The 23,119-nt window shown below is 53.8% G+C and carries 22 protein-coding genes; 12 read left to right on the top strand and 10 right to left on the bottom strand.

The features are described from left to right. Positions 1–6: 6 nt before the first annotated feature. Genes ACR0AP_RS18120 through ACR0AP_RS18110 form a run of 3 tightly spaced genes read right to left on the bottom strand, consistent with a single transcriptional unit; the run spans position 7 to position 3,370 of the window. Positions 7–1,185: a carbohydrate porin gene (locus ACR0AP_RS18120; protein WP_171363496.1), complete on the bottom strand. Its 1,179-nt coding sequence runs from the start codon at positions 1,183–1,185 to the stop codon at positions 7–9. Next, complete coding sequence (locus ACR0AP_RS18115) at positions 1,182–1,946, bottom strand: DUF3299 domain-containing protein (protein ID WP_480508409.1); 765 nt, start codon at positions 1,944–1,946, stop codon at positions 1,182–1,184. Before ACR0AP_RS18115 ends, ACR0AP_RS18120 begins: the two co-directional genes overlap by 4 nt. Positions 1,947–1,972: 26 nt before the next feature. Then, on the bottom strand, positions 1,973–3,370 hold the full coding sequence (locus ACR0AP_RS18110) for an amidohydrolase family protein (protein WP_480508407.1): 1,398 nt from the start codon (positions 3,368–3,370) through the stop codon (positions 1,973–1,975). A gap of 132 nt (positions 3,371–3,502) precedes the next feature. Between ACR0AP_RS18110 and ACR0AP_RS18105 the strand changes: the two genes are divergently transcribed. Further along, a complete protein-coding gene (locus ACR0AP_RS18105; RefSeq protein WP_170357373.1) occupies positions 3,503–4,510 on the top strand; it encodes a helix-turn-helix domain-containing protein in 1,008 nt (335 codons plus the stop codon). Between the two features lie 473 nt (positions 4,511–4,983). Here the strand turns inward: ACR0AP_RS18105 and ACR0AP_RS18100 are convergent, their stop codons facing one another. The 5 genes from ACR0AP_RS18100 to ACR0AP_RS18080 are packed head-to-tail and all read right to left on the bottom strand — an operon-like array spanning position 4,984 to position 9,777. After that, a complete protein-coding gene (locus ACR0AP_RS18100; protein WP_170463241.1) occupies positions 4,984–5,742 on the bottom strand; it encodes an SDR family NAD(P)-dependent oxidoreductase in 759 nt (252 codons plus the stop codon). Positions 5,743–5,760: 18 nt separating this feature from the next. After that, positions 5,761–6,582 carry an ABC transporter permease gene (locus ACR0AP_RS18095; RefSeq protein WP_171176822.1) on the bottom strand — a complete coding sequence of 274 codons (822 nt, stop codon included), beginning with the start codon at positions 6,580–6,582 and terminating at the stop codon, positions 5,761–5,763. 7 nt (positions 6,583–6,589) lie between these two features. Then, positions 6,590–7,441: an ABC transporter permease gene (locus ACR0AP_RS18090; RefSeq protein ID WP_171176820.1), complete on the bottom strand. Its 852-nt coding sequence runs from the start codon at positions 7,439–7,441 to the stop codon at positions 6,590–6,592. A 37-nt stretch (positions 7,442–7,478) separates the two neighbouring features. Continuing rightward, positions 7,479–8,642 carry an ABC transporter substrate-binding protein gene (locus ACR0AP_RS18085; protein WP_480508404.1) on the bottom strand — a complete coding sequence of 388 codons (1,164 nt, stop codon included), beginning with the start codon at positions 8,640–8,642 and terminating at the stop codon, positions 7,479–7,481. Positions 8,643–8,676: 34 nt separating this feature from the next. Then, a complete protein-coding gene (locus ACR0AP_RS18080) occupies positions 8,677–9,777 on the bottom strand; it encodes an ABC transporter ATP-binding protein (RefSeq protein WP_253282989.1) in 1,101 nt (366 codons plus the stop codon). Positions 9,778–9,930: 153 nt separating this feature from the next. Here ACR0AP_RS18080 and ACR0AP_RS18075 point away from each other — a divergent pair, with 153 nt between their 5' ends. Continuing rightward, positions 9,931–10,698: a helix-turn-helix transcriptional regulator gene (locus ACR0AP_RS18075; protein WP_371810850.1), complete on the top strand. Its 768-nt coding sequence runs from the start codon at positions 9,931–9,933 to the stop codon at positions 10,696–10,698. A 236-nt stretch (positions 10,699–10,934) separates the two neighbouring features. Then, positions 10,935–11,177: a hypothetical protein gene (locus tag ACR0AP_RS18070; protein WP_480508402.1), complete on the top strand. Its 243-nt coding sequence runs from the start codon at positions 10,935–10,937 to the stop codon at positions 11,175–11,177. Between the two features lie 314 nt (positions 11,178–11,491). Here ACR0AP_RS18070 and ACR0AP_RS18065 read toward each other — a convergent pair whose 3' ends face one another. Further along, entirely contained in the window at positions 11,492–12,790 is a 1,299-nt protein-coding gene (locus ACR0AP_RS18065) for a nucleotide disphospho-sugar-binding domain-containing protein (protein ID WP_480484405.1), read from the bottom strand. Positions 12,791–12,794: 4 nt separating this feature from the next. Then, complete coding sequence (locus ACR0AP_RS18060) at positions 12,795–13,913, bottom strand: GntR family transcriptional regulator (RefSeq protein WP_170666104.1); 1,119 nt, start codon at positions 13,911–13,913, stop codon at positions 12,795–12,797. Here ACR0AP_RS18060 and ACR0AP_RS18055 point away from each other — a divergent pair. The 9 genes from ACR0AP_RS18055 (at position 13,897) to ACR0AP_RS18015 (ending at position 22,713) form a co-directional block, all read left to right on the top strand. Continuing rightward, positions 13,897–14,967: a polyamine ABC transporter substrate-binding protein gene (locus tag ACR0AP_RS18055; RefSeq protein ID WP_170463246.1), complete on the top strand. Its 1,071-nt coding sequence runs from the start codon at positions 13,897–13,899 to the stop codon at positions 14,965–14,967. The two genes, ACR0AP_RS18060 and ACR0AP_RS18055, sit on opposite strands and share 17 nt — an antisense overlap. Before the next feature lie 78 nt (positions 14,968–15,045). After that, complete coding sequence (locus tag ACR0AP_RS18050; RefSeq protein ID WP_170463247.1) at positions 15,046–15,900, top strand: ABC transporter permease; 855 nt, start codon at positions 15,046–15,048, stop codon at positions 15,898–15,900. Then, entirely contained in the window at positions 15,900–16,682 is a 783-nt protein-coding gene (locus ACR0AP_RS18045; RefSeq protein ID WP_170666106.1) for an ABC transporter permease, read from the top strand. The genes ACR0AP_RS18050 and ACR0AP_RS18045 overlap by 1 nt, the downstream gene beginning before the upstream one ends. After that, positions 16,679–17,740, top strand: coding sequence for an ABC transporter ATP-binding protein (locus ACR0AP_RS18040; RefSeq protein ID WP_170463249.1), 1,062 nt, complete (start codon positions 16,679–16,681; stop codon positions 17,738–17,740). The genes ACR0AP_RS18045 and ACR0AP_RS18040 overlap by 4 nt, the downstream gene beginning before the upstream one ends. 24 nt (positions 17,741–17,764) lie before the next feature. After that, positions 17,765–19,051, top strand: a complete 1,287-nt coding sequence (locus ACR0AP_RS18035) for a glycosyltransferase (RefSeq protein ID WP_480508400.1) — start codon at positions 17,765–17,767, stop codon at positions 19,049–19,051. Then, positions 19,048–19,413 (top strand): cupin domain-containing protein, encoded by a 366-nt coding sequence (locus tag ACR0AP_RS18030; protein WP_170463251.1) that lies wholly within the window; start codon positions 19,048–19,050, stop codon positions 19,411–19,413. Before ACR0AP_RS18035 ends, ACR0AP_RS18030 begins: the two co-directional genes overlap by 4 nt. Continuing rightward, a complete protein-coding gene (locus ACR0AP_RS18025) occupies positions 19,410–19,754 on the top strand; it encodes a cupin domain-containing protein (protein ID WP_170463252.1) in 345 nt (114 codons plus the stop codon). Before ACR0AP_RS18030 ends, ACR0AP_RS18025 begins: the two co-directional genes overlap by 4 nt. A 34-nt stretch (positions 19,755–19,788) precedes the next feature. Continuing rightward, positions 19,789–21,306, top strand: a complete 1,518-nt coding sequence (locus ACR0AP_RS18020; RefSeq protein ID WP_170463253.1) for an aldehyde dehydrogenase family protein — start codon at positions 19,789–19,791, stop codon at positions 21,304–21,306. 618 nt (positions 21,307–21,924) lie between these two features. Next, positions 21,925–22,713: a HEPN domain-containing protein gene (locus tag ACR0AP_RS18015; RefSeq protein WP_480508398.1), complete on the top strand. Its 789-nt coding sequence runs from the start codon at positions 21,925–21,927 to the stop codon at positions 22,711–22,713. Positions 22,714–23,119 lie beyond the last annotated feature (406 nt).

Raw genomic sequence — 23,119 nt, 5'->3', positions numbered from 1 at the left:
CCCGCATTAGAAAACGATCCGGGTTCTTAGACCGAACAGGGTAATCCGGTCCTGATCGGGATTTAGAAGCGGGTCGGAAATGAATTGTACCGATGGCGTGATCTGCAGTCCGGGTGAGATTGAAAAGCGGTAGAAAGCTTCAAGCGTGAACTGATCGCCATCTATGCCTCTTGCTTCGGCCCAGTTTAGGCCCAGACCGGCCAAATCGGTGTTGCGACCATAGTAACCGAGACCGGCAGAAATCGACCGTTCATAAAGCGCTGCGGTTCCCTTCGAGGCCCCTGCACGGAAGAACGGCATCCATTTATTGTCAACAAACCATGCGGCGGAAAACGCTGCGCCGTAATCTTCTGCTCGACTGCCATCGTCAGCCGCATCCGCATGCCAGAGGGTCAGATGGATATTGTCGAAGTAGATGCGATCAAAGCCGGACGTGTACCCAAGTTCGAGCGACTTGAAGAGATTGCCGTCGCTAAACACATCAAAGTTTGGATCGGACGGGTCGGCGTTTGCGTCTGATACGCTGGCAACGGCGTAGAGGTTCTCGCTCAGCTTTACCCCACCGGCAATACCAAGGCCTTGGTTGGGCGTGTTGATTGTCGGGTTGGTATTGAAAGACAGGTTTTGAAAACCACTGTAGGGGCTTACCAACCCGTAGATATCCACAAAGTCCGTTACATCAATCTGGCCGACTTGCAGCGCCCACGACCCATTCTCAGCCCTTTGGGTCCAGAACAAATTGGTCAGAAGCAAACCGTTGTCATTGAAGGCTGTTCCCGTGATTGAAAGGGCTCCGCCATCCAGCCCGAGAAATTGCGGAGCAACGTCAGTATAACTGTGCCTGTCTTCGATCTTGAATGTCAGAGACCCCCGTTCAGTTGCCTGCCAACTGCCGTAGAACCGCGCAATTCCGCTGGCTGCTTCGCCGGTTCCCAGATCAGCATCCGTGGTTTGGCCCAATGCCAGGTAGTCAATGTTGAACCGAAAACCACCCTCAGCCAGTCGGTCTTTCCGCTGAAACCAACCCGGTGCGATGTTGCGTGGAAAATCGGAACGATATTGCGGATCGGTGAGCCCGTCTCCGGGCGCAAGATCGGCTTCGACTGAAGATGGCCCGGATAGTCCCTGAGCCGACGCTGCGCCAGCAAATGCAATGCTCAATGCGGCAACCAGAAGTCTTATCATTTTGACGCCTGTGCCCCACCGGTCTTGCGATTTCCTGTCGCGCGGATGCGATCAGCAGCACGCTGCTTCCATTCCAACCTGTCTGCCTCGGTTTCCAGAGTTTCGACACGTTCCGCCTCTAGCTGGAAAGTCGCATTCATAGGCATGAGGCCATCCACAACCATCATATTATGAACGGAAGGATCGATAGTCAGCGTGCCTGTCAGCCGAACGGGTTCGTGGAAATAGCTAGGCGCCCAGTCCCCGTTCAACCGCACACGGATCATCTGGTTAGGCGGAGGTGGAGGCATGTGGCTGCACATCCCTCTTTCTGGCACCAAATACGCCACAGGCCGGCCGTCCGGATCGCTTGGAGCAGGAATGGCAAAGCCCGCGAGTGTGATTGTTCTGCCGTCGAATTGCGGGTTTCCGCTCGTTCCAGCCTTTCTTCGACGTTCAGTCACAACCTCGCGCTGATCGAGTAACCAGTCGACGTCAATTCCGTCTGACACCAAGGCGTCTTCGGTCTCTGCTAAAAGCAATTGCCATTTCTGCCGTTCTTCGGCGCTGCCAACCTCCTGCTGCAACCTGCCGCGTATACGCACAACGAAAAGAACATCGTCGAACTGTTCGGGGCTGAGTTCACGATAGGGGTCATCAAAGACCTGCGCAGACGGATCTGGCAGATCTGCCCAGTCCAACGCGGTTCCAGGCGTCGCCGCAGCATCATAACCGCACATAACCAACCCTGCGAATACTGCGGAGCAAAACCAATTTCGCATGAATGCTCTCCGGCTGCTTTATCTGGTCAATCCAGTGTGTTTTTGTAGATCACACCGTCCTTCATGATCAGGCGGATTGTTTCCGGGCTGTCCGGCCTCGGGTCCGCACCGAACCACTGATCGCCTGTTCCAACGACAGAGAAGTCTTCGAGGGGGTTGCCGTCTATCAGCAGGATGTCGGCATAGGCGCCTTCTTCGATCACACCCAGTTTGCCTTCCGGATAGGGGTTCATGAAATCACCGCTAAGTGCCGCGATCTCGCCACCTACCGAAGTTAGGGTTACCATCGACGCATAGGGGCCGAAGAAATGGTTATTCAGATGTTTCTCGTAGGCGATCTGGATGTTGCACGCTTCGACCGAGCCGACGCAATCGGTTTGGAAACCGCGCGGCGCCGGGCATTCCTTCATACTTGGAATGTAGGCTTCGAAGGTCGCCGAGGCCGATTTGGCCTTCCTCAAACTGTTGGGGTTGTTTTTCACGGAAGGAACATCAAGTAGGCCTGGATCAAATGCTGTGATGTTCGTCGTGATGTACGCTCCTTTTTCTTTCATCAAAGCAGAAATCTCGCAGTCAAAGTGAAATCCGTGTTCAATGGTTCTGACCCCTGCATTCAGGGCATTGATGATCGCTTCTTTGCGGTAGGAATGTGCCATGACATAGGTGCCGTACTCGTTGGCAACCTGAACAGCGGCCTCGATCTCTTCTTTCGAACCGGCGAGCAACTGCCATGGATCGAATGCCGAAATCACCCCACCTGATTGCATGAACTTCAATTGCGTGGCACCCATGCGCAGGTTGTTGCGGCCATACATGTAAATTTCGTCAACACCGTTGACCTGTTGGGCCATATTCAGAGTCCCAAAGTTGGTCACCCCACCCGGCGGAGATGTGAAGGATGCGAAATCGGCGTGACCACCACGTGTTCCGAGAAATGCCCCGGAAGGATAAAAGCGGGGGCCGACGATCTGGCCGGCGTCAATTGCGCGCCGCAGCCCGCCGCCAGCGCCCCCGGCATCGCGAACGGTCGTGAAGCCCTGCATCAGGTACATTTCGGCCATGCGGGTCCCGTGGATGGCGAAATCCTCCCAGGTCGAGTTGGTTTCCATCTCGGCAATCGATGGCCCCATGAGCATCAGGTGCGCGTGATTCTCTATAAAGCCCGGTGTCAGAGTGCGCCCACCGCCGTCGATAACCGTCGCGCTCGGCGCATCAATGGCATCGGTTGAGACGGACTTGATCAGATTGCCCTCGACCAGAACACTGGCACTTTCAATGCGTTGCTCATTCACACCGTCGAAGACATGCACGTTGGTAAACAGCGTTTGGGGTTCTTCTTGATCCTGAGCCTGCGCGGTCGCCGAAAAAGAAAGAACTGCCGCGACAATTGCCGTCGAGCAAAGAGACATTCGTAAGCCGGACATAAGTACTCCCTTCATATTCATGTTTTGCCAACTATAGTCTGGAATTCATTGGCTCGGTTGCCCCTTTTGAATTAGGATGTACGAATGTGACTGCAAAAATGGCCACTTCTTAAAGCTAATCCAACAAGGGTTATGAGCTTGCCTTTCAACTCCACCTCCCGAGAGCATAGCGAGGGCTTTGTTCGCCTCTCTTTAGCCGCTCCCTTTCTGCAATATCTCACCGAACGTAAGATCAATCCGCAACCAGCATTGGATCAGGTCGGCTTGAAAGCTGAACTGATGACTAACCCATCCGTGTTCGTTCACTCCGAGTTGGTTTACGGCTTGGTAAATGCTTTCTCAGAAGTATCAGGGGATCGATACCTAGGACTGAATGTAGGGGAAGCGTTTGACCTACAAGGATGGCCGCCCTTCGCTCAAGCCTTGCAATCTACAAAAACGCTGTTCGAGTTTTTTACCCGCTTTGTTGAGCTCGTGCCGCAGGAGTCCAATTCTGTGCGGCACAGCCTTGTCATTGAAGCAGACAAAGCGACTTATCGTATCGAGAGGCAACAGGAACCAACCGTCCCACCCATTCAGGTGACCGGTTTTGGTGCCGCAATCTATGTACGCCTATTGCAGACCGTCGTCGGAGAGTCCTGGGACTCTTCCCGTGTGCGATGGGAAAGCAGATACATCAATGGGCTGCCTATCGACTACAAAGGGATCGAGGTTGGCCTTGGGACTGATCCCGGAATGCAAATTAGTTTTCCTGTGGAATGGTTGTTTTTGCACCACGTCTCTGAGGGTTCTGCCAAGCCCATAGCATCACTTCGACAAGATGAAGAAGTAACCGTGGTGGCAGCTTTGCGATCTGTCTTACGCGACAAACTGGATGAAACCGATTTGGGACCAGAGATGGTGGCTGGAATGCTGGGAATACAACCGGAACGGTTTCTGAAAGCGCTTCAAAAACAAGGCACAACGCTACCGCGCGAAATCAAACGGCTGCGTATCGATGTCGCCAAGGAGCACCTCAAACAAAACCAGATGACAATTGCAGAGATCGGACTGATGCTCGGCTATTCTGACAAGTCCCATTTCACTCGCTTTTTCCGAGGTCAGACCGGAATGACACCGACCAAGTTCCGAAGCAAGTAAATGTGGTCGAGCCAAATGAACGCTTCGAAGATTAGGTCCTCGTGGGATCAGTTCGGAGAAGTTGTAGTGCGACGTTGAACAGGTTAGTCGACGACATGAATGGTTGGTTGCCACCGCCGATACAACCTCTGCAACTGGCCGTTTCGTTGTGTATTTCGGAGTTAGCAAAGCTTGGTTGCGAAGGTCCGCTTCGGGCTACGTGCGGCCAATCATGCTAACAGCAGACAACGATGGCACCGAGCCCAATTCAGTCGTTTACAGCAGACAACATGATTTCCTTAACGTCGCGCATGTCCTAGTCAATGGCTTGGTGCAAAACTGAAAAGCGTGATTGTGAATGCCTGCTTCAGGCTGGGACCAGCCAATCATGCTTGCTGCGGAGAACGGCAACACTGAGCCCAAAGCGGACTGAAATGTGCTCACCAAAAATGAAGTGCGGCGATAGACATTCTCTTGAGCGGTCTAACCCATCACTAAATGCATTCACCGCCATCGATAACCAAGGCTTGCCCCGTCATAAAAGCGGATTCATCTGAAGCTAAATAGACGATCCCATGGCCAATCTCTTCAACTGTCGCCCACCGACTCATAGGGATCGCCTGCTCGATGTAGCTTTCCAGTTTGGCACGGCCACCCATCTGCTTTTCGAAGCCTGCATTGAAGGGGGTGTCTACAAATCCTGGACAAAGGGCATTGAAACGGATTGCATGGACAGCGTAGTCGGCTGCCATCTGCCGGACCATCGCAACAGCTGCGTGCTTTGTAGTCGCATAGGCGATCATGCCCCGGTCGTATTGAACCCCAGAATTGGAGGCCGTGACGATCACGCTGCCTCCACCTTGTGATTTCATATGGGGGACGGCTGCGCGCGCGGCAATGAAGTGAGCGCGGACATTCAATGCCCAAGAAGCATCCATTCCATCTGGTTCCACTTCTTCCAGCGTTCCTTCGATCTGCAACCCAGCATGAGAGTGCAACACGTCAAGCCGACCGAAGTTTTTTACTGCTTCGTCTATGGCTTTGGTAAGGGCATCGTCATCGGTCACATCAAGCTGTATGGCAGATGCTTGATTCCCCTGCGCAACGATCGCGGCCACAGTGGCTTCAGCAAGTGTTGCATCGCGATCCGTTACCACAACATGCGCACCCTCTTGTGCCATTGCCATTGAACCCGCCCGACCAATTCCTGATCCCGCGCCCGTCACGAGCGCGACTTTACCTGCAAGCCGCATTTCACTTGGCTCCTTTATTTAACTATTCGATTTTGAGGCGCCTCGGCGCAAAAGCAGTTGCGCTGCAACGAGCAACAAGAGCGACGCGCCCATAACCATAGTGCCGATGGCATTGATCTCGGGCGTTACGCCGCGCCGGATGGATGAGAATATGTAGATAGGCAGGGTTGTTTCTGAGCCAGCTACGAAGAACGCTATGATGAAATCATCAAATGAGAAAGTGAAGCTGAGCAGGAAGCCCGCCAAAATTGCCGGTGCTATCAACGGCAGGGTCACCTGCCGAAAGGTGCCCCAGGGCGTCGCAAAGAGGTCAGCCGATGCTTCCATGAGGGCACGGTCCATACCCGATAGCCTTGCACGTACGATGATTATGACCAGCGCCATTGTGAACATGGTGTGTGCGGCGACAAGCGTGGGCATCCCCATGGAAAGTTGCGGGGGATTTGCTCCATCGGGCCATAGGCTCGCAAGAAGCGGGTTTAGCCAGCCAAATACGGTGACCAGGGCAATGAGTGTCGCGATACCGATGACGATACCTGGTATCATTATCGCAATATAAATCATCGCATCGAATAAAGTTCGGAGCCATCCCTTAACCCCTTGTAAAGCGATGGCCGCCATGGTTCCGAGTGTGGATGCGAGGCAAGCAGTTATGAATGCCGCAAGCAGACTGGTCTCGAGCGCGTCCATAACAAATGGGTTGTTGAGCGCTTTGCCATACCATCGGGTCGAGAACCCCATGAACTGGCTTGCGTGTCGTCCGGCATTAAAGCTGAAAAGCGCGATGATGCCGATTGGAATATAGAGAAAAAGGTAGACGCAAATCGCGTATAAGCGCATCGGACCCTCACATCAGCGAGACATCTTCGCGCTGGCCACCCAGGCGCGAGATGAATTTCATGTAAATTGAGACAGTGACAAGCATTACGACAACCAGCGTCATTGCGACCGCCGATCCGTACGCCCAGTTTCGAGACTGCAGGAACAGGTCCACCAGCGCATTTCCGACGAAAAACACTTTTCCGCCACCTAAGATCGCTGGGATCAGAAATTCGCCCATGAGTAGGATGAAGACCAGCATGCAGCCAGTTGCGATACCTGGTATTGACAGAGGAAGTGTTACCTGACGGAACGTACGCCACGGAGTAGAGCCGAGATCCGCTGAGGCTTCCAGAAGGCGTTTATCCAGTTTGTCCAAGCTTACAAAAATTGGGAAAACCATCAACGGTAGATACCCATAGACAATCCCCACAAGCACAGAGAACGGCGTATTTATCAGGCGGACATCATCGATGCCGATCGACTCTAGTAAAGCGGGCAAGCCACGCCCCCCAAGGATGAAAATCCATGCGTATGATCGGATCAGGATCGATGTCCAGAACGGCACGATCACCAGGATCAACAGCGAAGTTCTCCACTTTGGTGAACAACGCACCGCAAGAAAGTAGGCGAGCGGGTAGGCAATTACCAACGCAGCGATAGTCCCCAGAGGTGCAAGGATCAAAGTGTTCTTAAACGCCGTCCATCGCGCAGGAAGGTTGGCATATTGTTCCAAAGTGAACGCTGGAACATAGCCTCCGGCGGCACCCCGTTCGCCAAAGGAAAAGACGAAGACGACCAGTAGTGGAAGGGCAAGCATTACCAAAAGCCATATTCCTGCCGGTGCCAGCAACAGTGCTTTTCTGCCTCGTTCGGTCATATTGTCCTCGTCTTTTCCGATATTGCGGCCTTGCCGCTTAGGCCGACTTGAAGCGGGCGAGCAACTCGGCACGGTTTGGATCGGTTAGCGTAGCCGCCGCGCCAAACTCGAGCGCATTCAGAAGGTCAGCTGCCGGATAAAGGATCGGATCTTCCAGCAATTCCTTCGGCAGCAACGCATTGGTGCGAGCATCAGCCGATGGATAGCCATGAGCGAGGACTTCTTTCGCATTAACTTCCGGGTTCAGCAGGAAGTCGATCAAGGCATAAGCGGCATCCATATGGGGTGCGCCCTTAGGAATAGCGTAGTAGTCGGACCAGAGTTCACCGCCCTCGGCTCCCAGAACGTAGGCGATTTCAGGCATGTCGACATTCATCTGCTTGCCGTCACCTGTCCAGCACATCGTCATCCACGCGTCACCGTTACGCATCGGTGGCTGATAATCCGACGAGATTGCAAACAGATGCGGTTTAGCATCCAGCAACAATTTCTCGGCATCCGCCAGTTCCTTCTCATCGACCGAGTTGAAGGAGTAGCCGAAGTATTTCAGGGCATTACCGATGGTGGTGAGTTGGTAATCATGCACGATTGTCCGACCTGAGTAACCTTCCATAGTAAGGTCCCAGAACTCTTTCCAAGTGGTTGGAGTCGGAGCGCCGTCAAGCTTACTAGTATTCACTGCAAAGCCGGTCGTGCCCCAGTTTTTCGGCACCGCGTAAAGCTGGCCATCGACAGAGCCGGCATCTGAAAAGCGCTGTTCGAATGAACCTGCGTCGTAGTTTGGCAGTTTGGACGTATCGAGCGGGATGATCAGATCTTCGCCCACATACGTAGTGATCGTGTAATTGGTTGGAACGAACACGTCCCAGCCAGACCCTCCGGCTTGCAGTTTTGCCAACATCTCTTCGTTCGAGCCAAAAACATTGACCTGAACGTGGGCGCCAGTGGCTTCCGTGAAGGCTTCGAAGTTCATCTCGTCATGGTAGTTCGGCCACGTGGCGAGGATCACTCGGTCGCCAATGTCTCCGGCAGCAAATGCCGGGCGTGGACGCAACCCAGGCATAGCCGTGCCCAGAACGGCCGTTGCCATCCCAAGACCTGTCACGCCCAAAAAATGTCGCCGTGTGACCGAACCCTTTTGGTACCGGCGAAGCTCTTCCATGAACTTTTGCTTGGAAATAGTCCCATTATCCTTAGTCATTGTGAACCTCTCTGTTGTTGGATTGCGGGATCTGTTAATTTTCCAGGATCAGCAGTGCGCCTTCGCCCCATGAAACAAAGGCCTGTTCTCCTGCATTGAACGTCCCCTCGTTCAATTCCGCTTGCCTTGGCACAAGTACGTGGAAATCACCCAGTGCTTCGTTGCGCGCAAGGTATTCTGTGTGCTCCCCAAGGAAGATCCGATTTTGAATGGTAACTGGCAAAGCAATTTCAGCTGCGGGCAGCGCGCGGGTCAGCGTGATCTGTTCAGGACGGATACTGACGCAAACTTCCTGCCCTGCATCTATTGGAATCTCCGGAGTTCCGTGCACCTTTTGGCCACTCGCTAAACGCACAGTGATTTGGTCGGCTACTGCGTCAGTTACAGTTGCATCAAAGAAATTTGAGGTGCCTACAAATCCAGCCACGTAGCGGCTGCGGGGCATGTCATAGAGTTCGCGTGGGCTGCCAACCTGCACAATACTGCCGCCTTCCATCACACAAATTCGGTCGGACATTGAAAGCGCTTCTTCTTGGTCGTGCGTGACGAGGACAAAAGTTATTCCCAGTTGTCGTTGCAGGTTCTGCAGTTCAAACTGCATTTCTTTTCGAAGCTTTCGATCCAGAGCAGCCATTGGTTCATCAAGCAGCAAAAGCTTGGGCTCGTTTACGATCGCACGCGCCAAAGCGACGCGTTGCTGCTGACCACCAGACATCTCCCAGATGCGACGTGGGCCAAACCCACCAAGACGGACAGTTTCCAGCGCTTGCTCAACCTTTGTCGCGATTGTTTGTTTGTCTACGCGTGGTCGTCGTTGGCGCAGGCCGTACGCGATGTTGTCGAACACGCTTAGGTGAGGAAAAAGAGCGTAGTGCTGAAACACCATGTTGACTGGGCGATGGTGCGCATCCAAGTCGTTGACGACTTCGCCATCGAGCAACACCTGACCTTCGGTTGGTTTCTCGAAACCCGCCAGCATCCTAAGTGCAGTGGTTTTGCCGCAACCAGATGGGCCTAAGAACGACAGGAACTCTCCTTTCCCAATGGAAAGATTCAGGTCTTTGGCGGCGACCACATTCCCGAAGGTCTTGGTCACTCCTCTGAGTTCCGCAATCGTCTGCATGGTGACGCTCATGTCAAAGCTCATATACTGCTGTTTTCCTTTTGCTTGATTTTTTGGCATTTGCTGGCATACCACTCAAACAAGGAAAAAGTAACAATAACTCGGATTAACTGTATATACCACAATTGGGGTATAGAGGTGCTTTTCGAAAATCTGGAGCGGCGTGTGTACGATTGGATGGAAGAGGCCGGCAGGGTCGTAGAGAAGATCGGAACCCCAGAATTTCCATGTGCTTTGGCAGATGGCTTACGGCAGGTCGCACCATTTGATTTTACGGTGGTGTTTGGCCATGTCGGAACCGAAGCACCAATAGACCTTCACGACGATTTTCCCAAAAGCAAACGGCGTATTTTTGTTGAGGATTACCAAGCAGGGCCCTACGTACTTGATCCATTTTTTTTGGCCGCGACAAAACCGATAACACCGGGTCTGTACCGCATGCGCGATATCGCACCGGACAGGTTCTATCAGGGCGAATACTATCGCAGCTATTACAAAAGGACTGGGTTAGCAGAGGAGATTGGCTACTTTATCGATATCCCAAGCACTGGGATGGTTGTGGTCTCGCTCATGCGATCAGCGAAGCCTTTTTCAGCCAAGGAAATTCGTCATTTGCACGCTCTATGGCCGCTCGTTCGGGCAGCCTGTTGCAAACATTGGAGTGACTTTCCAACGATGGCCCGCGGCGCCGCAGCGAATGGCGTTAGTCGTCGCGTTGATCTAGCATTCCAGGCATTTGGCGATGGCGTTCTGACGCCACGAGAACGAGAAGTCGTTGAGTTCACATTGAAGGGCCATTCGGCAGAAGCTGTTGGCACAATTCTCGGCATCTCTCCAGGCACAGTCCGCATCCACAGACGCAACATTTACGCGAAACTTAGGATCAACTCGCAGGGTGAGCTTTTTTCAAAGTTCATTGAAAAGGCTCTTTAAAAGGTTCCTTGAACACCCACTTTATCCGTTTTGCCGACCTTGCTACCTTGTGACCCGGAAAGCACCAAACATTTGGACGGCACTGTCTGATAGCCAAGGAACCCAAAGTGAGAGGATTGGGACGCCCGGGACCCGTGTCGGGCTAAATTAATACCCGGGAACGCTTTCGGGCCATTGTCTATCTAACCGGATCAGCCGTTTTAAAAATGGCGTCAAGATTCGAAAGGCAAAATTTCATGGACGCACCAGTTATCCAGTTGATTTTTATGTTCATCTTGCTGGTTGTCGTGATCTGGCTTTATATCCTGCCGATCACGATGGCGGGACGGCGCAACCGATCTAGTTTTATCTGGTTCCTGATCGGTTTGGTTGGATCACCCCTTTTGGCTATCCTTTTGCTGCTGGCTCTGGGTGACGCACCCGAGCAACCAACAACCAAATTTTGCGGACGATACCGTCTGACACCCAAAAGGGCTTAACCGGAGGGTATCTAGACGCTCGTGAGCCATAAAGGACTGCTCAGCATGCAATGAGGGTGCCAATTGAGACCCTATACTTCCGAAAGTGAAGACTACTAGTCCTTCTCACTCTCCACAACCGTGTACTGTAAACCCAAGGATGGCCGATTTGTTTGGAGAACCATAGACCGCTTTGCCCGTATTGCTGCCGCTCGCGACATTTCAGCGAGCGTCTGTCTCGAGCCCAAACCGACACTTTAGGTTCAGTGATTTAGAGGTCATTGCGATGCACCCTTCCATCCTTCATGACAAAACGGATGACCGACGGGAATAACCTAGATTCGGTTAGGATTTACACAATCCAGAATTTTCTGAGCAGCTAACTGAACCGACTTTCTCAACTGCATGATCTCTGAGTTCGCAGCCAGCCGGGCCTTCATCTCCGCGTCCCCAAGGAGTTGGTTAATCGAATTATCCAACTGCTCCGGTGTCCAATCCCATCGATTTACCCTGAGTCCGACACTGGTCTCAACTGCCCGCTGGGCGTTATCGTGTCCGTCCCAGCAATAGGGAAGGATCAGCGACGGGACCCCGAAATACAGCGCTTCGCAAAAGCTGTTGTTGCCGCCGTGGTGAATAAACAGATCGCATTGTTCAACCACGGAAGGCTGCGGGAACCATTCCTGCAGATGAACATTGTCTGGGACTCTGGAATAGGCGTCGATTTGGGCCCCGACATTGACCAGAAACCTCATGTCCATTGTCTTGAATACGTCGAACAGGCTCTCAAAGAATGGGACATCCATGGCACCCAGACTGCCAAAACTCACGTACACCAGAGGCCCGTCGTTACGGGGCATTTGAGGTACACGGTAAGGACCTTCCTGGCGAACGCAGCCTTCGAGAAAGGTGAATTGTCCAGAGTCCAGTACCTGATCACGATCATGGCGAATGATAGATGGCGCTAAAAGAAGGTTTTGATGCGGTGATGTTTCTAGGAACTCACCTTCAGGCAATAGCTCAAGCCCCTTATCCAGGCGAAATTTGTTGTAGCGAGCATGAATTGGGCCAAGGGTCTCCAGGTACTGGTCTCGGAATGCCGCACACCCGGCGGCGTCAGATGCCGGCAGACCGGACAGGTACGGCGGTAGGCAGTTGTCTGGCAACTCGGTTTCCGCGCAAGAAATAACCCTGACCCATGGGCGCTCGGATCGTACGATGGCCGGGAACATGATGACGTTGTCGAGGACGACGACATCTGGGTTGGTCCGCTCTAGCGCCGTTTCCAACCCCTGTTCGACCGATTCCGCTGTCTCGACGATTGCGTTCCAAACGGGCTCTACATAGGTGGTCAGTTGGTCAGTTGGATGCATGTTAAAATGCGGCAGATGATGGCTCAGGAATTCCTGCCAGTAGGTCTGGGTTTCCTCTTCTGTCAACTCTGATTGAACAGGGACGGCGAACTCGTCAAAACCGTAATCTGCGAATACGCCACCAAAGCCACCGTGGGTCAGGAAAACGGGGTGTGCACCCATTGCGCGAAGTTCCTGAGCGATCCCCACACAATTCAGTGCAGCCCCAAAACTAGCTTCGGGGAAAAACGCGATTACGGGTGCTTCCTTGCGGTTCATCATTCACTCACCGGATTGACCCGCAGGTTGCTTGGACTAGCGCCGGAGCACCACGATTGGCGACGCTGGGCCTTTGGTGCATTGAAAGCCGCAAGTGCACCCTCATCTGATCCGCCGCAAGATCGAAATGATCTTGTTCGATGAAATCAAGTATACGCAGATGTTCATCGAGCGCCTGCCTCATCCGAAAGTCGATCATACCGAATGATCCGCCCGGCAGGTGGCGCAACCCATGATGGGCCATGAGAGCAGAAGCTAGATACTGGTTTCCGGACGATCGAGCGATGAGCTTGTGAAAGGCAAGATCCGCGTCTTGAAAATCCTGGCTATTGAAAGAGTTTTCCGACTGCGCCAGAAGCGCTTCGGTCTGGCTGCGGACCAGATCGGCGCGCTTGGTGTCCAACTTGAAACCGTCGGACAGAATGGCCTGCGGTTCCAGTATCAGACGAAATTCGTAGCTCTCTATTCGTCCGGAGCGGTCTCCCGGCATGCGCGTGAAAACCCAGGATTGACCTTCGGCTTTCTGAATCACGCCTTGGGCCAGGAGGGCTTCGAGCGCACGCTGTGCAGCGCTGCGGGAAACCGAATATCTGCGGATCAGGTCTGTGACATTGATGGCACCGTCCAGGCGTCGGGCGCCGCGATCTCGTAGGATGGCACCAGCGAGATCCACACCTGCTCCGACCGCATGCTGGTTGAGTATCGAATGCCCCTTTTCGGGTTCGCATTCTAGGACAAACCCGCCTTCTGCCGCTTTGCGTGCCATCCCCTCCTTTTCCAGCAGCCTCAATGCGGATCTAACCGGAGTGCGAGAGACGCTGCACGAATCAGCAAGGGTTTTTTCCACCAGTCTGTCGCCCTGATGCAAATCGAGATCCATCGCAACATCCAGTATTTTTTGAGCAAGTTTCAAGTATTTGCTTGGTGGCATAAGAAGACGGCTTTCGTCATACCTAGTTAATATACAATAAAAACGGTATCTTAAATGGCTTCTCCGGGCCATACAAAAATGATTCAAAAAAATGTTGAGTTTTATTTCATCAAAAAATACCGTGATTGCATCATATATCTCGCCCCAGAAGCGAGCGCGGATGTCAAGGGAGGAAGACATGACCAACAAGTTCACCAATTCGTTCCGTTTGCCATTTGCTTGGCTCACCACCGGGGCGGCCTGCGCACTCAGCTTATTCGCCGGAGCGGCCCAAGCAGAAAAAATCGTGATCTCGAACTGGGACGGCTACATGCCGCCGGACCTGCTGGAGAATTTCACCAAGGAAACAGGTATCGAGGCCGAGCTCTCGGTGCATGGCACTAACGAAGAAATCATGGGCAAGGTCGTAGCCGGTGGAGGCAAGGGCTACGACGTTCTTTTCGTCTCGTCGCCTTTTGCCGAGGCGTTAAACAACCTGGGGCTGGTGGCTGCAATCGACCACGACAAGGTTCCGAATGCCTCTAACCTGTATGACGAAGCTAAAGAACTAGCCCATGATCCGGGCAACAACTATTCAATGCCATACGCTTGGGGCACGACGGGCTTATGCTACCGGTCTGACCTGATGGCAGAGCCAACTTCGTGGAACGATCTGCTCAAACCCTCTGAAGACCTTAAAGGCAAAGTGACAATGCTCTCGACGGATCGCTGGCTGATGGGGGCTGCTGCGCTAGCCCTCGGAAAGTCGCTTAACGATACGTCGGATGAGACGTTGGCGGCTGCAAAGGACCTGCTGGTTGCGGCGAAGCAGGATCTGCTGGCCTACGATGACGCAACTTTTTATCTGAAGTTGGTATCGGGCGAGGCAACGATGGTTCACGCCTGGGATGGCTGGTGCAACTACGGCATCGGTGAAAACGCGGACATCAAGTACACGATACCATCAGAAGGATCGGATCTGTGGGTAGATGCGCTAGTCATCGCGGATGCATCTGAAAACAAAGATGCGGCGCATGCCTTTGTGAACTATGTCTTGGGCGCGGACGTCGGTGTCTGGGTTGCCAGCAATATCCTTTACAAAACGCCGAACAAGGCTGCGATGGAGGCGCTGGACCCGTCCTTGATCGAAACCTTCCCGAACATGGGAATGTCGCCTGCAGACCTTACCAAGTACGAGCAGTTGCGCGATCTCGGCAATGGCCAGAAACCCTTTGCACGGACCGTGACCGAAATCATGGCCGCACAGTAAGTGATCAAACCCTGAGCAAAACCCGACCCGAACAAAGGGTCGGGCCTGTACGACATCACTCCACAGATTGCCAAGTATATGACCAATCGACTGAAATCGGTGATCTTGCTGGGGCCGGGCCTGGGCTGGCTTGCGCTTCTTATGGTGGTGCCGTGTGGCCTTATTTTTACCTATGCGTTCTTTGAACGCGGTATCTATGGCGGCATCGACCACGTCTTTACGTTTGAAAATTTTGTGCGGGCCGCCGATCCTCTTTACCTCGGGATCTTCTTACGCTCGGCCAAGATCGCGTTTCTGGCCACGATAATCGCGATCCTGATCGCCTATCCGGCGGCCTATGCCATCACGCTGGCGCCGCGCCGTTGGCAGACCGGTTTGCTGATCTTGGTGATCTTGCCGTTCTGGTCCAACTACCTAATCCGCACTTACGCCTGGATCGTGATGCTTAACCGCGAGGGCTTGATCAATAATACTCTCCAGGGGGCAGGCTTGATCGATGAGCCGCTGTCTCTGCTTTATAACAATTTCGCGGTGATCGTTGGGCTTGTCTACAACTACACCCCCTTTGTGGTTCTGGCGATCTATTCGTCGCTGAACCGCATAAATGTCGAAACCATAGAAGCCTCGGAAGATCTTGGAGCGCCCGCTTGGACCACTTTCTACCGGGTGATACTGCCACAGACCGTTCCCGGGATTGCGGCAGGTGGTGTCTTTGTTTTTGTATTGTCGATCGGCAATTTCATTACGCCCGATTTGCTTGGCGGCGGGCGACTTCAGATGGTTGGAAACCTGATCTATGACCAGTTCCTGAGCGCCCGCGACTGGCCATTCGGAGCAACGCTGTCGATGTTCCTGATTGCGATTATGATGGGGCTTTTGTTCGCACAGGCGGTATTGGCCAATCGCGCAGCGGGACAGAGAGGGCAGGACTGATGCGGGACCGATCCAACATGGGCCTGAAGCTGCACCTGGTTTTGTTTTACACCTTTCTCTATGTGCCGATCCTTGTGCTCATGGCGTTAAGCTTTAACCGGGCCGGACTTCCAACTGTATGGACCGGGTTTTCGTTGGAATGGTACGGCAAGTTGTTTACCGCGGATCCAATACTGTCGGCGGCGCGCAACACGCTAATCGTGGCCTTAATCTCGACCGTTCTGGCGACAATAATCGGCACGCTTTTGGCGGTCGGTGTCGAGACACGGCGTAATTCTTCAGTTCTAGACGCGGTTCTGTTCGCACCGATGATCATCCCCGACATAGTTCTGGCCATCGCGCTCTTGTCCTTTTTCACCCTACTCAACATGACGTTGGGGCTTCATTCGATCATCCTCAGCCATGTCGTATTTAACATAGCCTTTGTTGTCGCCGTGGTGCGTACGCGGATGCGCAATTTCGACCATTCGATACTTGAGGCCAGTGCCGATCTTGGGGCCAGCGAATTCACCACCTTTCGCCGCATCCTGCTGCCCGCCATCGCGCCGGGGGTTATCGCCGGGGCGCTGTTGTCTTTCACCCTGTCTGTGGACGAATTCATTATTGCCTTCTTTACCGCCGGTGCTGGGCAATCCTCGACCACGTTGCCGATGCAGATTTACGCAATGATCCGATTTGGCGTCACGCCGGAAATCAATGCGATGGCTACCATCGTCATGTTCGTTTCATTCACGCTGGTCTTCTTCGCACAGCGTACCGACAAAGAGGTTTTCAGCCGATGAACCAAGGGGTTCAACTCAGGAATATAACCAAGCGATACGGTTTGGTGACCGCGATCGACAATGTTTCACTGGATATTCGCGATAACGAGTTCTTTGCACTTTTGGGCCCATCGGGCTGCGGCAAGACCACACTATTGCGGACGCTGGCGGGATTCGAAACGCCACAGGAAGGACAGGTAATCGTTGCCGGGCAGAACGTGACAAACATACGTCCCAGCAGGCGGCCCCTGAACCTGATGTTCCAATCCTATGCCTTGTTTCCGCACATGAGCGTCGAAAAAAACATCGCCTATGGGTTAGAAATGGAGAAATTGCCTAAGGACGAAATTGCCACGAGAGTGGCCGAGGTTCTGGAAAGTGCGAAACTTTCGGGATTTGCCGGGCGCAAGCCGGATCAGCTTTCTGGTGGGCAGCGACAGCGGGTTGCTTTGGCGCGCGCGCTGGTCAAAAGGCCAAAAGTCCTGTTGCTGGATGAGCCCCTTTCAGCTCTGGACAAGAAACTACGAGAAGAGATGCAGCTGGAGCTCAAACGGTTGCAACACGAGGTGGGGATTACATTTCTAATTGTGACCCATGACCAGGAAGAGGCCTTGGTCATGGCCGACCGGATCGCGGTCTTGCATGATGGTAAGCTGGCGCAGGTCGGTACTCCTCACGAGCTCTACGAACACCCCGGATCGCGCTTTGTTGCAGATTTTATAGGCGTGATGAACTTTCTGGATGGTAACGCCGTCGACGGCGGTGTCGATGTCCACGGGGCGGGAATGCTGAGGGGCGTTTCCGAGCTGCGCGGTGCTGCCACGATTGCTGTGCGCCCGGAACGGGTCAGCCTGATGCAGACCGCCCCTCGAGATGGGCGCAACTGCCTTCCAGGCACTGTCGAAGAAGTCGCCTATCACGGATCAGACCTGGGTGTGCATGTGCGCGTTCGCGGTGGGAGGAGCACCCTTTCCGCCCGCGTTCCCGCCAGCCAAGCCGACCGTGAAAATATCCAGCCGGGTCAGGATGTCCACTGCGTATGGGACGCGAAACATTCCCGCATCCTTCCCAACTGCTAAGCCAAATCTAACCGGAGACCTACAATGTCACAGAAAACCATCGCCTTCTTCCCCGAAGCTGCCTTTGGCCCTGCGCTGAATTCGGTTGGCATCGCGCAGGCCTGCGAGAAACTGGGCCATAAGGCTGTATTTCTAAGCGATCCCGGCTTTGTCGAGGTATATGAAGGTTATGGGTTTGAGGCGCATCCTGTTGCCCTGTCCGAGCCGATGGAACCCGAGGCGATGGCAAAGTTCTGGGAGGATTTCATCAACGGTCACATCCCAAATTTTCGCAAAGCCCCGATTGACCAAATCGATAACTACGTCAAGGATTGCTGGGAGGCGATCGTCGACAGCGCAAAATGGGCGCAAAAAGATCTGCCCGAGGTATTGGCAAAAATCAAACCAGATATGATCTGCGTGGATAATGTCATTATGTTCCCAGCCATCAAGCAGTTCGGCGTACCGTGGGTGCGGATCATCTCATGTTCCGAAAACGAAATCCCGGACCCGATTGTGCCGCCGCACTTATCGGGCTGTCGGGTGGATGACCGCGAGGGCATGGAGGCCTATGAGGCAAAGCTCCACGATGTGATCAAGCCGATCCACGACGACTACAATGCGTTCCTAGCCAGATGCAACGAAGACCCCTATCCGATTGGAGAGTTTTTCGAAGCGTCGCCCACAATGAACCTTCTGCTTTATCCCGAGCCGGCAAAGTACGAACGGCAGAACCCACTGGACCCAAACCGGTTTCAGTATCTTGAAGGTTGCGTGCGCGAAGAAGAACCCTTTGAGGTGCCAACGTTTAAGTCCAACAATGACAAACCACTTCTCTATGTATCTTTCGGGTCGCTTGGCGCAGGCGACACCGACCTGCTAAAGAGGATCATTTCGACCATTTCCAGGTTGCCCTACCGGGCGCTCGTAAATGTCGGGGATTACATTGACGAATACACAGACATTCCCGACAACGTGCACATACAGAGCTGGTATCCCCAGCCTTCGGTAATTCCGCAGGTTGACGCGGTGATACATCATGGCGGTAACAACTCGTTCACAGAGTGCCTATATTTCGGCAAAACAGCAATCATTATGCCCTATGTCTGGGACGGCCACGATAACGCCACCCGTGTTCAGGAAACCGGCCACGGGTTCGGGTTTCACCGATACGACTGGACCGATGATGAATTGGCTATTGCCCTCGACAAATGTATCAACGATCCAGGAATGCAGGCGAAGATGGCGGCAACCTCTGCTCACATGCAGTCACGGCATGGCCCGACCAAGGCAGCTGGCATTCTCGACGAAATCCTGAAAGCCGCGGAATGAGCAGCGCCCCGCATCTTTCGGAAATCTCGACCCGCACCGACCTCACGGACTGGGGGCTACAGCCGGACATGATTGAAGGCCAGTCGCATTCATCGGGTATGCTGGTTCACAAGGGTCCTGACAACCGGCCGGAGATCGGCGCATGGGTCTGCACTCCAGGCCGCTGGCGCCTAACGATACCGCGTGACGAGTTCTGCTATTTTGTGCAGGGCCGCGCGGTCTATCGGTCGGATGCAGGCGAAAGCATCGAAGTTACGCCCGGAACGGCCGTACTATTCCTCGCCGGTTGGGTAGGGGAATGCACGGTCGAGGAAACATTGCGCAACACCTACTACCTAACGGATCGCGAACCTGAAACATGACCACGCCACGTATGCAAAACCCGCTCCAGCAGACTGATCTTGTCGATTGGGGGGTAATCCCGACGATGATTGAAGGGCAATCCCGCACCTCGGGAAAGCTGATCCACAAGGGGCCTGACGGCCAGTCCGAATGCGGCCTTTGGGTCTGCACTCCCGGTAAGTGGGAATGTCACGTCACCAAGGACGAGTTCTGCCACTTTCTGGAAGGCCGCTGTACCTATATCCATGAAAGCGGCGAGGTAATTGAGATTACGCCCGATACGGCGGCCTTTTTTCCGCAGGACTGGAAAGGCGTTTGCACTGTCCACGAGACGGTCAAGAAAGTGTACATGATCCGCTAACGGCGCAATGCCTGTCAAACAAGGGGGCTGCCCAATGCGTGACCCGTTCAAATCTACCTACTACCTCAACCCCAAGCATGTGCCATTGGAGGGTGGTGGGACCACTCTGGTCAACCCGTCTACCTTGCAGCCCGTCGGGGTTTTTGGTGAGCCGTCGCCGCAGATCGTGAACCAGGTCCTGGACCGGGTAAATGCGGCGCAAAGGAGGTGGTCCGCGATGGACTGCAAATCTCGCGCGCGGGTATTGCACCAGATCGCCAACGACATCGAAAGCGGCGACATGACTGAGATCGCCCGCTTGATGACATTGGAAACGGGCAAACCTTACCCTGAATCGATCGGCGAGATTGCGAACATCCCGCCGGTTTTCCGCTACTATGCCGAGATGGCGCGCAATGACGCGGGCAAGATTGCCGGCACGATGCAAACTGGATCTTTTCAGTATCAGACATACGAGCCCTACGGCGTGTCCGTGCATGTGGTTCCGTACAATTTCCCCCTCATTCTTGGTTGCTGGTCGATGGCCGCATCACTTGCGGCAGGTAACGGTGTAGTGTTGAAAGCCTCACCTGCAGGAACTTTGTGCACGATGGCGTTCATGGAGTTTTTTCGGGCGTTGCCCCAAGACCTGATTGCTTGCCTGCCGGGTGGTGCAGACGTGGGCAAACAGCTGATTGCCAGCCCCAAAACCCATGTGGTCGCTTTTACAGGGTCCGTGCCGACAGGTCGTGCAGTCGCAGTGGCCGCAGCGGAGAACCTGAAACCCGCAGTGATCGAGGCTGGGGGAAGCGATCCACTGATCGTCAGTAAACACGCCGACATCGCGGTCGCTGCTGCCGGGGCGGTTACCGCTGCATTTTTGCAGTCGGGCCAGGTTTGCACATCGTCTGAACGGATTTTTGTAGTGGATGACGTGTACGACGATTTTGTCGATGAATTCGTGACCCGAACCCGGAAACTGCGCATCGGCGACGGAATGGGGGTGGCGGAAATCGGACCTTTGGCCTCCAAGGAGGCACGCGACAAGGTCGAGCGTCTGGTGCGCGATGCAACTGAGAAAGGCGCGGTGGTTGAGGTAGGAGGCGGTACCCCGGATCACGTCGGGCCGGGTTGGTTTTTCGAACCAACGATCCTGACCGGCGTGACGACGGACATGGCGCTAACTCAGGAAGAGGTTTTTGGGCCAGTCGCCTCGGTCATTCGGGTGAGCGACTTTGACCAAGCGCTTGAACTGGCAAACGCGTCACAATTCGGTCTTGGCGGATGCCTGTTTACCGGCGACTTGGACGAGGCATTTCAAGGGGTGAACAAGCTACAGGTGGGGATGGTCTGGGTCAACAACCCGCTCGTGGACAACGATGCCTTGCCTTTTGGCGGCGTCAAGAATTCTGGGCTTGGGCGTACGCTAGGCCTTCAAGGCCTCGAGGCTTTCAGACGACCCAAGATGGTCGTGATTGATCCGAAGGCGAAGGAGGCGGACTGGTGGTATCCATATCCCGACGACTGGTTCTATTCAGATGACGTACAGGGCGGGAGAAAGCACACCGGCTAGGGTGATGATCGGTGCGACCTGATCGACTTTACAACTGAAGATGAGCTAACGGCAGGATTGTCCCGCATCCTACCTGTTCAAGCAACGCGCAGCGAATGGTCACTGCATCGTGCGTTCTCCTTGTGTTCCTCATAACCCCCATCTGTGCACGTTCGGGGCGGTTGGGCCTTCAAGGCAACAAGTTTTGATGGAAGAATTTCTGTTGGGGATTTGAACGAGCCCATTACCTTCGTGGCACATGCTGGTAATGACCACCGCCTTGTTGTCGATCCGCTAAATGTAGCTGGATCTACCTATGTGGCTTTGAGCAAGGCTAGGGGCGAACCCGGCGGGCACGGGGAATCCATTCACCTGACCGGAACGTCCAGCGACGGGACCAGATTTTATTCCGAGCACATGGAAGTTCGAGGCTCGAGATCTGGCACGGATGGTCACCACGTTCAGCTTACGACTGGCGAGGCGTCTATCACACTGCCTCGGGAAACGACGGCCGGTGACGCTGAATTGGGATTGCGTTTATCGTTGCGTGGATTCCAGAGCTTTCGGCCTAATCCGGTAAATGCGCAGCTTGGCCGAGTCACAGTTCAAGGTGCACACAAAAACGTAGCACCCGACGATGTGAGCGGTACCATCGTCATTCAAAACAACGACGGTCAACCTGGCGAACACTGGCATGAACAAGCGCTATCCCTTGCGAAATTCATCTGGAGCGGACTTCAGTTTGGACATGGAGGGCGGCTGCACGTGCCATTGATCGAGGAGTTTCGATCAGACGAGGTAGTTGCAACATTCTACAGCGGATCTGGCCGTCCTGCCCACCTGTCATCCATCCATTTTTTGGACCAGTCCGAATTCATTGCTGCGCTTGTTGCACGATTTGAAAGTGATGACCCTTTCCCAGATGATGTCTGGCAGGCGGTTGGCTGGCTGAACAGCGATACCACTATCGACGAAATACGCTACCTGACGCTCATGACCGCAATTGAAACGGTTCTGGACAGCCTTGTTCCGGACGCCCCCTCGACTTTGATCCCGAAGGGAAAGTTCAAACCGATCCGGGAAGCTCTCATTCAAACCTTGGGCGAATTCGACCTTAGCGACGAAGAAAAAAGTGTCTTCGAAGGCAGTATCAAAGGGATCAACCGAGTGCCAATATCTCGAAAACTCAAAGCTTTGATAGAAAAGTACGGTCTCTCACCCAGCGACTTTGATGACGACATGATCCGGCGGGTGAACAAGCAGCGCAATTCGATTACCCATCGAGGTAAAGCACTGGACGGCGAAAACCTATGGGATAGCATCTTGTATGCTCGCGAACTGATCGCACTGATCGTTTTTGCCGAGCTGCGCTACAAAGGGAGCTACCAAAGGTACGCCGGGGGTCATGAGCACCGAAGGCTATCGTAAGTGACGTGTGTGCCTTTGCCCCAATTATCGCGATCATATATATCAAAAAGCGAAAACCCGCGAGGACCGGTTAAGGCTGTCGCGGGCATCTGGAAATTGAAGACCTAACTTTGCCTTCGATTGCCCTTTATATAGGGTGGCTCACGGGCACATGTCAAGTAAAACGGTCTAGACCCAATAAGGACCGCGCGGAGCAGTAAGTCATTGGTCACAAATATTATCTCACAAGAACGCCTTACCAAGTATCTCAAGGCCGCCGGGTTCGATCAAACTCGGGCGCTTGCACTCTATGGATGTGACCCAACCCCCTGAAATCAGGCCATCGAGGTGTTAGTAATCCGTCCAAGAAAAGGATGGACCATGAAACGCAGATTTTCAGACGAACAGATTATTGGAATGATCAAGG

It is taken from the genome of Ruegeria sp. AF7 (assembly GCF_056541885.1).
This window is presented reverse-complemented; position numbering and strand designations above follow the sequence as displayed.

What these genes read in the sequence shown, in the direction of transcription:
- ACR0AP_RS18105 (WP_170357373.1), top strand. Translation starts at nt 3,503, where the DNA reads ATGAGCTTGCCTTTCAACTCCACCTCCCGAGAGCATAGCGAGGGCTTT.
- ACR0AP_RS18070 (WP_480508402.1), top strand. Translation starts at nt 10,935, where the DNA reads ATGGACGCACCAGTTATCCAGTTGATTTTTATGTTCATCTTGCTGGTT.
- ACR0AP_RS18080 (WP_253282989.1), bottom strand. Translation starts at nt 9,777, where the DNA reads ATGAGCGTCACCATGCAGACGATTGCGGAACTCAGAGGAGTGACCAAG.
- ACR0AP_RS18050 (WP_170463247.1), top strand. Translation starts at nt 15,046, where the DNA reads ATGACCAATCGACTGAAATCGGTGATCTTGCTGGGGCCGGGCCTGGGC.
- ACR0AP_RS18085 (WP_480508404.1), bottom strand. Translation starts at nt 8,642, where the DNA reads ATGACTAAGGATAATGGGACTATTTCCAAGCAAAAGTTCATGGAAGAG.
- ACR0AP_RS18090 (WP_171176820.1), bottom strand. Translation starts at nt 7,441, where the DNA reads ATGACCGAACGAGGCAGAAAAGCACTGTTGCTGGCACCGGCAGGAATA.
- ACR0AP_RS18035 (WP_480508400.1), top strand. Translation starts at nt 17,765, where the DNA reads ATGTCACAGAAAACCATCGCCTTCTTCCCCGAAGCTGCCTTTGGCCCT.
- ACR0AP_RS18095 (WP_171176822.1), bottom strand. Translation starts at nt 6,582, where the DNA reads ATGCGCTTATACGCGATTTGCGTCTACCTTTTTCTCTATATTCCAATC.
- ACR0AP_RS18040 (WP_170463249.1), top strand. Translation starts at nt 16,679, where the DNA reads ATGAACCAAGGGGTTCAACTCAGGAATATAACCAAGCGATACGGTTTG.
- ACR0AP_RS18020 (WP_170463253.1), top strand. Translation starts at nt 19,789, where the DNA reads ATGCGTGACCCGTTCAAATCTACCTACTACCTCAACCCCAAGCATGTG.
- ACR0AP_RS18100 (WP_170463241.1), bottom strand. Translation starts at nt 5,742, where the DNA reads ATGCGGCTTGCAGGTAAAGTCGCGCTCGTGACGGGCGCGGGATCAGGA.
- ACR0AP_RS18025 (WP_170463252.1), top strand. Translation starts at nt 19,410, where the DNA reads ATGACCACGCCACGTATGCAAAACCCGCTCCAGCAGACTGATCTTGTC.
- ACR0AP_RS18120 (WP_171363496.1), bottom strand. Translation starts at nt 1,185, where the DNA reads ATGATAAGACTTCTGGTTGCCGCATTGAGCATTGCATTTGCTGGCGCA.
- ACR0AP_RS18045 (WP_170666106.1), top strand. Translation starts at nt 15,900, where the DNA reads ATGCGGGACCGATCCAACATGGGCCTGAAGCTGCACCTGGTTTTGTTT.
- ACR0AP_RS18110 (WP_480508407.1), bottom strand. Translation starts at nt 3,370, where the DNA reads ATGTCCGGCTTACGAATGTCTCTTTGCTCGACGGCAATTGTCGCGGCA.
- ACR0AP_RS18065 (WP_480484405.1), bottom strand. Translation starts at nt 12,790, where the DNA reads ATGATGAACCGCAAGGAAGCACCCGTAATCGCGTTTTTCCCCGAAGCT.
- ACR0AP_RS18030 (WP_170463251.1), top strand. Translation starts at nt 19,048, where the DNA reads ATGAGCAGCGCCCCGCATCTTTCGGAAATCTCGACCCGCACCGACCTC.
- ACR0AP_RS18115 (WP_480508409.1), bottom strand. Translation starts at nt 1,946, where the DNA reads ATGCGAAATTGGTTTTGCTCCGCAGTATTCGCAGGGTTGGTTATGTGC.
- ACR0AP_RS18055 (WP_170463246.1), top strand. Translation starts at nt 13,897, where the DNA reads ATGACCAACAAGTTCACCAATTCGTTCCGTTTGCCATTTGCTTGGCTC.